This is a genomic window from Amycolatopsis sp. NPDC003731 (genome assembly GCF_053586895.1).
In genome coordinates this window covers 23,681-35,175 of the sequence record NZ_JBSFNC010000099.1, presented here as the reverse complement: position 1 = coordinate 35,175, position 11,495 = coordinate 23,681, and the positions used below count along the sequence as shown (strand labels likewise).

Annotated in this window: 12 protein-coding genes; 7 read left to right on the top strand and 5 right to left on the bottom strand. The window is 70.9% G+C overall.

The window, feature by feature from the left end:
* Positions 1-108: 108 nt before the first annotated feature.
* Positions 109-1,191 (bottom strand): 3-deoxy-7-phosphoheptulonate synthase, encoded by a 1,083-nt coding sequence (locus ACWDN5_RS32145; RefSeq protein ID WP_449678903.1) that lies wholly within the window; start codon positions 1,189-1,191, stop codon positions 109-111.
* Between the two features lie 282 nt (positions 1,192-1,473).
* Here ACWDN5_RS32145 and ACWDN5_RS32140 point away from each other — a divergent pair, with 282 nt between their 5' ends.
* Positions 1,474-2,499 carry a 6-phosphofructokinase gene (locus tag ACWDN5_RS32140; RefSeq protein WP_310976324.1) on the top strand — a complete coding sequence of 342 codons (1,026 nt, stop codon included), beginning with the start codon at positions 1,474-1,476 and terminating at the stop codon, positions 2,497-2,499.
* Between the two features lie 62 nt (positions 2,500-2,561).
* Here ACWDN5_RS32140 and ACWDN5_RS32135 read toward each other — a convergent pair whose 3' ends face one another.
* Both ACWDN5_RS32135 and ACWDN5_RS32130 read right to left on the bottom strand, forming a co-directional pair.
* Entirely contained in the window at positions 2,562-3,998 is a 1,437-nt protein-coding gene (locus ACWDN5_RS32135) for an aromatic amino acid ammonia-lyase (RefSeq protein WP_449678902.1), read from the bottom strand.
* A 34-nt stretch (positions 3,999-4,032) separates the two neighbouring features.
* Positions 4,033-4,509: a group II truncated hemoglobin gene (locus tag ACWDN5_RS32130; RefSeq protein WP_449678901.1), complete on the bottom strand. Its 477-nt coding sequence runs from the start codon at positions 4,507-4,509 to the stop codon at positions 4,033-4,035.
* A 68-nt stretch (positions 4,510-4,577) separates the two neighbouring features.
* On the opposite strand from ACWDN5_RS32130, the gene ACWDN5_RS32125 reads away from it, so the two are divergent.
* Positions 4,578-4,928 (top strand): winged helix-turn-helix transcriptional regulator, encoded by a 351-nt coding sequence (locus tag ACWDN5_RS32125; RefSeq protein ID WP_310976321.1) that lies wholly within the window; start codon positions 4,578-4,580, stop codon positions 4,926-4,928.
* A 3-nt stretch (positions 4,929-4,931) separates the two neighbouring features.
* On the opposite strand, the gene ACWDN5_RS32120 is transcribed toward ACWDN5_RS32125, so the two are convergent.
* Complete coding sequence (locus ACWDN5_RS32120; protein ID WP_449678900.1) at positions 4,932-5,240, bottom strand: ArsR/SmtB family transcription factor; 309 nt, start codon at positions 5,238-5,240, stop codon at positions 4,932-4,934.
* Between the two features lie 157 nt (positions 5,241-5,397).
* On the opposite strand from ACWDN5_RS32120, the gene ACWDN5_RS32115 reads away from it, so the two are divergent.
* Positions 5,398-6,621 (top strand): glycoside hydrolase family 18 protein, encoded by a 1,224-nt coding sequence (locus tag ACWDN5_RS32115; protein ID WP_449678899.1) that lies wholly within the window; start codon positions 5,398-5,400, stop codon positions 6,619-6,621.
* A gap of 38 nt (positions 6,622-6,659) precedes the next feature.
* On the opposite strand, the gene ACWDN5_RS32110 is transcribed toward ACWDN5_RS32115, so the two are convergent.
* Positions 6,660-7,052 (bottom strand): DUF1801 domain-containing protein, encoded by a 393-nt coding sequence (locus ACWDN5_RS32110; protein ID WP_449678898.1) that lies wholly within the window; start codon positions 7,050-7,052, stop codon positions 6,660-6,662.
* A 64-nt stretch (positions 7,053-7,116) separates the two neighbouring features.
* Between ACWDN5_RS32110 and ACWDN5_RS32105 the strand changes: the two genes are divergently transcribed.
* The 4 genes from ACWDN5_RS32105 to ACWDN5_RS32090 all read left to right on the top strand — a co-directional run bounded on the left by ACWDN5_RS32105 (position 7,117) and on the right by ACWDN5_RS32090 (position 11,483).
* Positions 7,117-7,782 carry a DUF2461 domain-containing protein gene (locus ACWDN5_RS32105; RefSeq protein ID WP_310976319.1) on the top strand — a complete coding sequence of 222 codons (666 nt, stop codon included), beginning with the start codon at positions 7,117-7,119 and terminating at the stop codon, positions 7,780-7,782.
* A 91-nt stretch (positions 7,783-7,873) separates the two neighbouring features.
* Positions 7,874-9,298 (top strand): pyruvate kinase, encoded by a 1,425-nt coding sequence (gene pyk / locus ACWDN5_RS32100; RefSeq protein ID WP_310976318.1) that lies wholly within the window; start codon positions 7,874-7,876, stop codon positions 9,296-9,298.
* Positions 9,299-9,334: 36 nt separating this feature from the next.
* Positions 9,335-10,231, top strand: coding sequence for an acyl-CoA thioesterase II (tesB, locus tag ACWDN5_RS32095; protein ID WP_449678897.1), 897 nt, complete (start codon positions 9,335-9,337; stop codon positions 10,229-10,231).
* 349 nt (positions 10,232-10,580) lie between these two features.
* A complete protein-coding gene (locus ACWDN5_RS32090; protein ID WP_310976316.1) occupies positions 10,581-11,483 on the top strand; it encodes a helix-turn-helix domain-containing protein in 903 nt (300 codons plus the stop codon).
* Positions 11,484-11,495 lie beyond the last annotated feature (12 nt).

The window sequence follows — 11,495 nt, the reverse complement described above, 5'->3', positions numbered from 1 at the left end:
GACGTCCCCAATGAGTCATTCGCGACGTCCGGTCCTGCCGCACGCCCCGGGAACTGTCGGGGGTCCCCGGTAACGTAAAAACCGGGGGACCCCCAGGCCGGGGACCTCTCAGCGGCGCGCCCGCACCGCCGAGGCCAGCTCGTCCAGCAGCGGCGCCGTGTCATCCCAAGCCAGGCAAGCGTCCGTGATCGACTGCCCGTAGGTCAGCTCCGAAGCCCGCCCCAGCGAAAGCTCCTGCCGCCCACCCTCTAGGAAGCTCTCCATCATCAGCCCGGCGATCCCGCGCTCACCCGCGGCGATCCGCGCCGCCAGCTCGGAAACCACCACACCCTGCCGCACGTGGTCCTTGCCGCTGTTGCCGTGCGACGCGTCGATGATCACCCGCTCCGGCAGCCCCGCCTTCGCCAGGCGTCCCAAGGTGTCCGCGACCGTGGCCGCGTCGTAGTTCGGGCCGGCGTTGTGGCCGCGCAGGATCACGTGGCAGTCCGGGTTGCCCGATGTCGTCAGGAGCGCCGCCAAACCGTCCGTGTTGATGCCCGGGAACACGTGGCTGGCCGCCGCCGCGCGGGTGGCGTCGATCGCCACCTGGACGTCGCCCTCCGTCGAGTTCTTGATGCCCACCGGCATCGACAGGGCGCTGCACAGCTGGCGGTGGACCTGGCTGGCCGCCGTCCGCGCGCCGATCGAACCCCAGGTCACGATGTCCGCGATGAACTGCGGCGTGATCGGGTCGAGGAACTCGCAGCCCACCGGCAGGCCCAGCGCCGAGACGTCGAGCAGCAGCCTGCGGGCCATCCGCAGGCCCTTGTTGACGGCGAACGTGCCGTCGAGGTCCGGGTCGTTGATCAGGCCCTTCCAGCCCAGCGTGGTGCGCGGCTTCTCGAAGTACACGCGCATCACGATGTGCAGCTCGCCGCGCAGCTCCTCGGCCTTCGCGGCCAGCCTGCGGGCGTAGTCGAGGGCCGCCTCGGGGTCGTGGACCGAGCACGGGCCGACCACGACCAGCAACCGGTCGTCGCGGCCTTCGAGGATGTCGACCGTTTCGGCGCGGCCGTGGCGCACCACCTTCGCGACCGCGGCGTCGACCGGATGGTCTTCGCGCAGCAGTGCGGGCGAAATGAGCGGACTGATCGACGTGGTGCGCGCGGCGTCGAGGTCACCGATGGTGGCCGGTCCGGCGGAGAGCGTCATGGCGGGGGTGTTCCTTCCTGGTGGACACCGACCCGCGGGGGACTCGCCGAGCCGGTTGGAGATCCGGCTCGGGGTGGGAGGTCAGCGCAGGTTCACGCCGCCGTGCCCACCCGGGGCCGGCTTCGTAAACCAGAAATAGCGCTGCACGGGCTCAACGTAGCACAGCCGTCACCCGGACCGATCCGGCAGGTGGTAGGGGCTGCACCGATCAAGACGAGAGCCGCTACGCTGACACCCGACGAAATGTGACTGTCATCTCCCGAGAACAGACGGAGGCTTCTCATGCGTGTCGGTGTGCTGACCGGCGGCGGCGACTGCCCGGGGCTCAACGCGGTGATCCGCGCGGTGGTGCGCAAGGGCATCGAGGTGCACGGCTGGGACTTCGTGGGCTTCCGCAACGGCTGGAACGGCCCGCTCACCGGCGACAGCCGCCCGCTGGGCCTGAACGACGTCGAGGACATCCTCACCCGCGGCGGCACCATCCTGCGGTCCTCGCGCACCAACCCGTACAAGGTCGACGGCGGCGTCGAGAAGATCAAGCAGGTCCTCGCCGACCAGGGCGTCGACGCGCTGATCGCGATCGGCGGCGAGGACACCCTCGGCGTCGCGAAGCGGCTGACCGACGACGGCGTCGGCGTCGTCGGTGTCCCCAAGACAATCGACAACGACCTGGGCGCCACCGACTACACCTTCGGCTTCGACACCGCGGTCTCCATCGCGACCGAGGCGATCGACCGGCTGCACACCACGGCCGAGTCGCACCACCGCGCGCTGGTCGTCGAGGTCATGGGCCGGCACGCCGGCTGGATCGCGCTGCACTCCGGCCTGGCCGGCGGCGCGAGCGTCATCCTGGTGCCGGAGAAGCACTTCAACGTCGACCAGGTCGTCTCCTGGGTCGAGCGCCGCTTCGAGAAGGAGTTCGCGCCGATCATCGTCGTCGCCGAGGGCGCGCTGCCCGAGGGCGGCGAGGAGAAGCTGCTCACCGGCGAGAAGGACGCTTTCGGGCACGTCCGCCTCGGCGGCATCGGCACCTGGCTGGCCGACGAGATCGCCCACCGCACCGGCAAGGAGTCCCGCGCGGTGGTCCTGGGTCACGTCCAGCGCGGCGGCACCCCGACGGCCTACGACCGCGTCCTGGCGACGCGCTTCGGCCTCAACGCGGTCGACGCGGTCGCGGACGGCGACTTCGGCGTGATGGTCGCCCTCAAGGGCACGGACATCGTCCGCGTGAAGCTGTCCGAGGCGACGGCCGAGCTGAAGACGGTCCCGGCCGAGCGCTACCAGGAAGCCGAAGTCTTCTTCGGCTGAGTTGTCCGCTGCGGGGCACCGCCACGGCTCTGAACCGCCGTGAAGGTGCCCCGCGCGGCGTTTCAGATCCGGGCGAGCACGTCCAGCACACCGCCCGCGGCGGCGATGTCGTCGGTGAGCGGCCGGTCGTCGAGACCGGGATCCAGCACTTCCGACGCCGCTTCGAAGGCGTCCCGGACCGGCAGTTCCACCAGGTCCGCCTCCCGCATCCGCAGCGCCCGGACCGCCGCCACCAGCTCGCACGCCAGCACCTGCTGGTAGGCCGAACACGCCGCGGTCGCCGCGCGGGCCGCCTGCGTCGAGAAACTCGCGTGGTCCTCGATGCCGCGGGAGACCACCGCCGTGCCGAGCGTGGCCGGGAGCGCCGCCTGGCGCAGCTCCGTCAGCGCGTCGTGCGCCACGTACTCCAGGATCATCACGCCCGAGCTGCCCGGCGGCCCGGCCGCCAGGAACGGCCGCAGCCCGGTGAACTCCGGCTCCACCAGGTCGCCGAGGCGCGCCACCGACAGCTCCGCCACCTGGTGCACGGTCGCCCGCGCCTGGTCCAGCGCCGTCGACACGTACGCCGTGTGGAAGTGCGCGTGGTGGTAGGCGTCGTTGTGGACCGTCGAGATCATCGGGTTCTCCGTGCTCGCGTTGATCTCGACGGCGAGGACGTCCCGCAGGTAGTGGATCGCGTCCAGTGCCGGGCCCTGCACCTGCGGGAACGCCCGCAGCCCGAACGGGTCCTGGATCCGGCGTCCCGGCTTCGGCGTCTGGTGCATGCCCAGCAGCCGCCGCATCTCGGCCGCGCAGGCGACCTGCCCGGCGTGCGGACGCGCTTCGTGCACCGGCGTCGCGTACGCCTCGGGGTTGCCGTCGAGGGCGACGTACGTCAGCGCCGCGACGGCGTGGCTCGCGCGGGTCAGCGTGTCCAGCCGCATCGCCGCGAGGGTCGCTTCGGCGAGCGTCGCGGCGTTGCTGCTCATGAAGGCCAGCGCGTCACCCGCCCGCACCGGGACCGGCGGCACGTGCCCGGTGACCCACGGCCGTTCGCCGGTGAGCGCCAGTGCCGCCTCGGCCAGCGGGGCCAGGTCGCCGGTGCCGATCGCGCCGAGCCGGTGCACCAGCGGCCGCGCGCCGGTGCGGACCGCTTCGGCCAGCGCGCCGATCAGGTCCGGGCTGATCCCGGACCGCCCGGAGAGCAGCTGGTTGAGCCGGATCAGCAGCATCGCCCGGACCTGGCCGGGCGGCATCTCGTCCCCGCTGCCGCCCGCGTGGCTGCGCAGCAGCCGCAGGCCGTGCGCCACGGAGCTCTCGACCGTGTCGTCCTTGTTGGCCCCGACGCCGGTGGTGCGGCCGTAGACCACCCGGCGCGTGCTCAGCTCTTCGGCGAGCTTCCACGCGTGCTCGGCCGCTCGCAGCGCGGCGATCGAGACGTCGATGCCCAACGGGCCCTCGGTGCGCGCCGCGGCCACCACGTCCGCGCACCGCAGGGTCCGGCCGTCCACCCGGATCAAGGCAGCCTCCTTCCGACTGCCCCTCACTATGCGGCTACGACGACGGCGGCTGCCAGGGCGGTACCGGCCAGTCCCAGTGCGGGACCGGTTCGTGCAGGTTCGGTTCGGCGCCGGGCGCGGAGAAGATCACGGCCAGGCGGCTGCCCCACTCGAGGTAACCCGCGAACGCGGCCCGGAACTCCGGGTCGCCGGGCAGGCCGGCCTCGTCGGCCGCGTCGAGCAGCAGGGTCACCCACCGGCGGCGTTGCTCCTCGGTGATCCCGCGGCCGAGGTGGCGGCCGATCATGTGGGCGTGCCCGCCGTGGCCCGCGGAGTACTCGGCCGGCCCGCCGAACACCTCGCCGAGCCAGACGGCCACGTGCTCGGCGTGGTGCGGGTCCATGTGCCGGAAGACCGGTTCGAGCAGCGGATCTTCGAGGACGTGCCCGTAGAAGATCGTCAACAGCTTCACGAGGGCTTCGTGGCCGCCCGCCCATTCGTAGAGGGTCGGCGTGGTTTTTGGCACGATCACCCGGTCAGGCAACCAGTGGTTCCCCGGCCGGGCAACCACGTACTTTCCGGTGCGTAGGGGAGAGCGGGATGAAGCGGTACCACTGCGCGACGGAGCTGGCGGTCGACCTGATCGGGGGCAAGTGGAAGCCGGTGATCCTGGCCCACCTCAAGGAGGGCGCCCACCGCTACGGCGAACTCCGGCGCCGGATGCCGGCGGTGAGCGAGAAGATGCTGACCCAGCAGCTGCGCGAGCTGGCGGCGGACGGCCTCGTCCGCCGCGAGGAGTTCGACGGCCGGGTCCCGCACGTCGAGTACCACCTGACGGCGGTGGGGGAGGAGCTGCGCCCGGCGCTGACCGCGCTGTACGAGTGGGGCGAGCGCCGCGCGGCCGAGCGGGGCATCGCCTTCGAACCGGCGCCGGAGCCCGGCCGGCCCTGACCTTCAGGGCAAGCCGGTCTCGTCCAGCCGGCTTTCCAGCGCGTCGAGGCGGTCCGACCAGAACCGGCGGTAGGGCGCCAGCCAGGCGTCGACCTCGGCCAGGGGCTCCGGGCGCAGGGCGTAGCACCGCTTCTGCGCCGCGACCCGGACCGTCACCAGCCCGGCTTCGCGCAGCACCCGCAGGTGCTTGGACACCGCGGGCTGGCTCAGCGCCAGCTCGTCGACCAGCTCGCCGACCGAGCGCTCGCCGTCGCGCAGCAGGTCGAGGATGGTCCGGCGCCGGGGTTCGGCGAGGACGTCGAAAGTCTGCATCACCCCTGAAATGTGCTCCGCCGGGCATATTCCTGTCAAGGAATGTGGATCTGTCATGGTCTGAACCATTGACCTAGTGGTCTAGTCCACTTACGGTGAGTGTGGTCCCCACCACTCCGGCACCGTGGCCGTGAGTAATTCCCGGGAGGGAGAACGCATGTCCCGTTTGCGCAGGAAGAGCTTCTCGGCCCTGCTGGCCGTGGCGGCCGCCGCGGGCCTCGTCGCGGGCGGCGCGACCGCCCCGGCGGCCGTCGCCGCGACCGAGAGCGCCCAAGCCTCCGTCGGCAAGGTGGTCGGCTACTTCACCGAATGGGGGGTCTACGACCGCAACTACCACGTCAAGAACATCGAGACGTCGGGCTCGGCGAGCAAGCTGACCCACATCAACTACGCGTTCGGCAACGTGACGAACGGCGGCTGCGCGATCGGCGACGCCTACGCCGACTACCAGAAGACCTACGACGCCGCGGGCAGCGTCGACGGCGTCGCCGACACCTGGGACCAGCCCCTGGCCGGCAGCTTCAACCAGCTCAAGAAGCTCAAGGCCAAGCACCCCGGCCTGAAGGTCCTCTGGTCGTTCGGCGGCTGGACCTGGTCGGGCGGCTTCGCGCAGGCCGCGAAGAACCCGGCGGCGTTCGCGAACTCCTGCTACAACCTGGTCAACGACCCGCGCTGGGCCGGCGTCTTCGACGGCATCGACATCGACTGGGAGTACCCCAACGCCTGCGGCCTGAGCTGCGACACCAGCGGCGCGGCGGCGTTCAAGAACCTCCTGGCGGCGCTGCGGGCGAAGTTCGGCTCGAAGCTGGTCACCGCGGCGATCACCGCGGACGGCACCAGCGGCGGCAAGATCGACGCGGCCGACTACGGCGGCGCGGCGCAGTACGTCAACTGGTACAACGTGATGACCTACGACTACTTCGGTGCGTGGGCCGCGCAGGGCCCGACGGCTCCGCACTCGCCGCTGACGTCGTACTCCGGCATCCCGACCGCCGGCTTCTACTCCGACGCGGCGATCCAGAAGCTCAAGAGCAAGGGCGCCCCGGCGAGCAAGCTGCTGCTGGGCATCGGGTTCTACGGCCGCGGCTGGACGGGCGTCACGCAGAGCGCCCCGGGCGGCACCGCGACCGGCCCGGCCCCGGGCAAGTACGAGCAGGGCATCGAGGACTACAAGGTGCTCAAGACGTCCTGCCCGGCGACCGGCACGGTCGCGGGGACCGCGTACGCCAAGTGCGGCAGCAACTGGTGGAGCTACGACACCCCGGCGACCATCGCGGGCAAGATCTCCTACGCCAAGACCCAGGGCCTGGGCGGCGCGATGTTCTGGGAGCTCTCGGGCGACACCACGAACGGCGAACTGATCACCGCCGTCGCGAAGTGACGACCCCCGGTGCGGCCGGCCGCCGGCCGCACCGGGGCTCACCCCGCCCCGGCGGGTGGGTGCTCCGCCGTCGCGCGCAGCAGCTCGCCGAGCACCTCGATGTCCACATCGGACAGCCGCTTGAACCGGACGCAGCTCTTCCCGACCGAGGCCTTCGGCAGCCGCTCGGCGAACAGTTCCGGCAGGTACCGGTCCCCGGCCAGGCAGGCGACGTACAGCGAGATGCCACCCTTGCGGCTCGCCAGTGACACCGTCGCCGCGGCGCCTTCCCGGCCCGAGGCGTACCGGTACTGGTACCGGCCGTAGCCGGGCGTGCCGAACTCCATCGTCGGCTCGAGGTGCGGCGCCGACTCCCGGATGAGCGCGTGCAGCGCCCGCAGCTCGCCCTGCCGCGGCTCGGGGAGCGCCGCGAAGTAGTCCTCGTGCGTCATGCCCCGGCACGCTACGCCGGGGGACCGACAAAACCGTCCGGTCCGCGCGATTAGGGTCGTCGGCGTGAAGTTCAGCGGATTCGGCGAGTACGCCGTCGACTTCTTCGACGGCCTCGTGGAGGACAACTCCAAGCCCTACTGGGACGACCACGTCGAGACCTACAAGTCCGACGTCCGCGCGCCGATGGAAGCGCTGCTGGCCGAGCTCGCCCCCGAGTTCTCCGACGGCTTCGGCGAGCCCAAGGTGTTCCGCCCCTACCGGGACGTCCGCTTCGCCAAGGACAAGACGCCGTACAAGACGCACTGCGGCGGGGTGATCGAGCAGGGCCGCGGCGGCGGCGCCTACTACGTCGAGGTGGGCCCCGAGGGCCTGCGCGTCGGCGGCGGCTGCTTCTACCTCGCATCCGACCAGATCGCCCGGTTCCGCAAAGCGGTCGACACGGAGCTGCACGGCGAGGCGCTGCGGAAGATCCTCGCCAAGCTGGAGCGCACGGGCTGGGAGGTCAAGGGCGACCGCCTGAAGTCGAAGCCGCGCGGGTTCGCCGAGGACCACCCGCGCCTCGACCTGCTGCGCTACCGCTCGGTGTACGCCGTGCGCGGCTGGGAGCCCGACGACGTCCTGCACGAGCGGGGTGCCTTCGACCGCGTCCGGAAGGCCTGGCGGCAGCTGCGCGAGTTCAACGAGTGGGCCCGCGACCGGGTCGGCCCCAGTGAACGACCGCGTCGCTAACGTGACCTGACCAGGCAGGTTTCTGAACACTTTCTTGAACATTCGGGATCGGTACAGACGAACGCGCGAAGAGGGTCTACGCTATGTGGACGTGAGCCGACGCGCGAAGATCGTTTGTACCCTGGGCCCTGCCACCGCGACCCCGGAGAAGATGCGGGCCCTGGTGGATGCCGGCATGGACGTGGCCAGAATGAACTTCAGCCACGGCAGCCACAGCGACCACAAGCAGGTCTACGACCTGATCCGGGCCGCCGCCGCGGAGAGCGGGCGGGCGGTCGGCATCCTCGCCGACCTGCAGGGCCCGAAGATCCGCCTGGGCACCTTCGCCGGCGGGCCGGTCGAGTGGCACAACGGCGACATCGTCCGGATCACCGTCGAGGACGTCGCCGGCACCCACGACCGCGTCTCGACCACCTACAAGGGCCTGGCGAAGGACGCCAAGCCCGGCGACCGCCTGCTCGTCGACGACGGCAAGGTCGGCCTGGTGGTCAAGGGCGTCGAGGGCCCGGACGTCGTGTGCGAGGTCACCGAGGGCGGCCCGGTCAGCAACAACAAGGGCGTCTCGCTGCCCGGCATGGACGTCTCCGTGCCGGCGCTGTCCGACAAGGACATCGAGGACCTCGAGTTCGCGCTCGAGCTGGGCGTCGACTTCATCGCCCTGTCCTTCGTCCGCTCGCCGGCCGACATCGACCTGGTCCACCAGGTGATGGACCGGGTCGGCAAGGGCCGGCTGCCGGTCGTGGCCAAGATCGAGAAGCCCGAAGCCGTCTACAACCTCGAAGCCATCGTGCTGGCCTTCGACGCGGTGATGGTCGCCCGCGGCGACCTCGGCGTCGAGCTGCCGCTGGAGCAGGTCCCGCTGGTGCAGAAGCGCGCCATCCAGATCTGCCGCGAGAACGCGAAGCCGGTCATCGTCGCGACGCAGATGCTCGAGTCGATGATCAACAACTCCCGGCCGACCCGCGCCGAGGCCTCCGACGTCGCGAACGCGGTGCTCGACGGCACCGACGCGGTGATGCTGTCCGGCGAGACCAGCGTCGGCCGCTACCCGATCGAGACCGTGCAGACGATGGGCCGGATCATCGAGGCGGTCGAGACCGACTCGCCGATCGTGCCGCCGCTGTCGCACGTCCCGCGCACCAAGCGCGGCGTCATCTCCTACGCCGCCCGCGACATCGGCGAGCGGCTCAACGCGAAGGCCCTGGTCGCGTTCACCCAGTCCGGTGACACCGTGCGCCGCCTCGCGCGGCTGCACACCCGGCTGCCGCTGCTGGCGTTCACGCCCGAGGAGTGCGTCCGCAGCCAGCTGTCGATGACGTGGGGCACCAACACCCACATCGTCCCGCAGGTCAGCTCGACCGACCAGATGATCCAGCAGGTCGACCACGCGATGCTGGAGATGGGCAAGTACCAGAAGGGCGACCTGGTCGTCATCGTGGCCGGTTCCCCGCCGGGCACCGTCGGGTCGACCAACCTGATCCGCGTGCACCGGCTCGGTGAAGACGACCACGCTTGAGAGACCGACCGCTCAGTATGCACGTATGGTCCTGACATGACTGAAATGGCCAGGACGGCCGCCACCGAACTGGAGCTCCCCGGTGGCGGCCAGCCGGTGCTCGACCGCCTGATCGCGCTGCTCGACCTCGAAAAGATCGAAGAGAACATCTTCCGCGGCGTTTCGCCCGCCCACTCGCCGGTGCGGGTGTTCGGCGGCCAGGTCGCCGGCCAGGCGCTGGTCGCGGCCGGGCGCACGGTCCCCGAGGAACGCCGGGTGCACTCGCTGCACGCCTACTTCATCCGCGGCGGCGACCCGAGCGTGCCGATCGTCTACGAGGTCGACCGGATCCGCGACGGCCGGTCGTTCACCACCCGCCGGGTCGTGGCGATCCAGCACGGCAAGGCGATCTTCTCGCTCTCGGCGTCGTTCCAGACGGACGAGGCGGGCATCGAGCACGCCGAGGTCATGCCGGAGGGCGTGCCGGCGCCGGAGACGCTGCCGACGCTGATGGAGCGCGCCGAAGGGTACGCGATCGGCGCGCACGCCCGGCCGCGGCCGATCGACCTGCGGTACGTCAACGAGCCGCCGTGGGTCACCCGGCAGACCGGCGAGCGGCCCGCGCGCAACCAGGTGTGGATGCGCGCCGACGGGAAACTGCCCGACCAGCAGCTGCTGCACGTCTGCGTGCTGACCTACGCCTCGGACATGACGCTGCTGGACTCGGTGCTCGCCCGCCACGGCGTCTACTGGGACACCGACAAGGTGCTCGGCGCCAGCCTCGACCACGCACTGTGGTTCCACCGGCCGTTCCGCGCGGACGAGTGGTTCCTCTACGACAGCGCCTCCCCGACGGCGTCCGGCGCCCGCGGCCTGGCCACCGGCCGGTTCTTCGCCCAGGACGGCACGCTGATCGCGACGGTCGTCCAAGAAGGACTCCTGCGCGTGTTGTGAGGTTCGCCGGGAAATCACCCGCACGGGCGACCAATTGCCCGAATATCGGTCTCCGGAATAGGGCATTCGACGCGGGTGAGGAGCCCGGGACCGATCGGGGGACAGCCCCGGACTCCTCCGTCCGATGATCGCGCGGCACTCCGCGCGGTCATCGTCTACCCTGCTCAGAGGCCGGTCGAAGCCACGGCTGGCCGACTGTCAGGCGCCCGACGCAGTGCAGGGTGCGAGGATACAAGAGCATTCTGCAAATTGCAGATCCGGCGCCGGAATCGACTCGCTGTTAATGCTCCACCGACTCCGCGCCCGGGTGGTTGGATACAGGTAGCACTCGACATCCGGAGGTGCCGCGATGGCAAGGGGACAGAGCCCCACGGTTCGCCGCCGGCGGCTGGCGGGGGAGTTGCGCCGCCTCCGCGAGGCCGCCGACCTCACCATCGACGAGGTCGGCGAGAAGCTCGAGTGCTCGGCGTCGAAGATCAGCCGCATCGAAACCGGCCACGTCGGCGTCACCCCGCGTGACGCCCGGGACATGCTCGCCCTCTACGGCATCACCGGCGACGAGCAGGAGGCGCTCGTCCAGCTGGCCAGGGAGGCCCGCAAGCGCGGCTGGTGGCACGCCTACAACGAGGTGTTCACCGGCACCTTCGTCGGGCTCGAAGCCGACGCCAGCTCGCTGCGCGCGTTCCAGGCCCTGCTGGTGCCCGGGCTGCTGCAGACCGAGCGGTACGCCCGCGCGGTGATCCGCGCGCTGCGGCCGGACGCCGAGGACGCCGAGATCCGCCGCCGCGTCGCCGCCCGGATGGCCCGGCAGGAACTGCTGTCCGAGACCCCGCCGCCGGAGTACTGGGCGGTGATGGACGAAGCCGTGCTCCGCCGCGTGGTCGACAGCCCCGAAGTGATGGCCGAGCAGCTCTACCGGATGGTCGCCGTCGCCGAGAAACCGAACGTGACCATCCAGGTCGTGCCGTTCGGGGCCGGCGCGCACCCCGGCATGGAAGGCCCCTTCCTCATCATGGGCTTCCCCGAGCAGGCCGACCCGGACGTCGTCTACGTCGACGACAGCACGTCCAGCGGTCTTTACCTGGAGGAACCCACAGACGTGCGGCGCTACGGGCTGATGTTCGACCATCTGCGCGCCGCCGCACTGAAACCGGACGACTCGGTGGACCTGATCGCCGAGGCGGCCGGACGGTTCGCCGAACAGGCGGCCGTACCGGGTCCGGTGCACCATCCGGAACCGAGGACACAGTAAGGGAGTGGGGAC

Coding starts and splice junctions, on each gene's coding strand:
- ACWDN5_RS32140 (WP_310976324.1), top strand. CDS start 1,474: ATGCGTGTCGGTGTGCTGACCGGCGGCGGCGACTGCCCGGGGCTCAAC.
- ACWDN5_RS32090 (WP_310976316.1), top strand. CDS start 10,581: ATGGCAAGGGGACAGAGCCCCACGGTTCGCCGCCGGCGGCTGGCGGGG.
- ACWDN5_RS32145 (WP_449678903.1), bottom strand. CDS start 1,191: ATGACGCTCTCCGCCGGACCGGCCACCATCGGTGACCTCGACGCCGCG.
- tesB (WP_449678897.1), top strand. CDS start 9,335: ATGACTGAAATGGCCAGGACGGCCGCCACCGAACTGGAGCTCCCCGGT.
- ACWDN5_RS32110 (WP_449678898.1), bottom strand. CDS start 7,052: ATGACGCACGAGGACTACTTCGCGGCGCTCCCCGAGCCGCGGCAGGGC.
- ACWDN5_RS32125 (WP_310976321.1), top strand. CDS start 4,578: ATGAAGCGGTACCACTGCGCGACGGAGCTGGCGGTCGACCTGATCGGG.
- ACWDN5_RS32115 (WP_449678899.1), top strand. CDS start 5,398: ATGTCCCGTTTGCGCAGGAAGAGCTTCTCGGCCCTGCTGGCCGTGGCG.
- ACWDN5_RS32120 (WP_449678900.1), bottom strand. CDS start 5,240: ATGCAGACTTTCGACGTCCTCGCCGAACCCCGGCGCCGGACCATCCTC.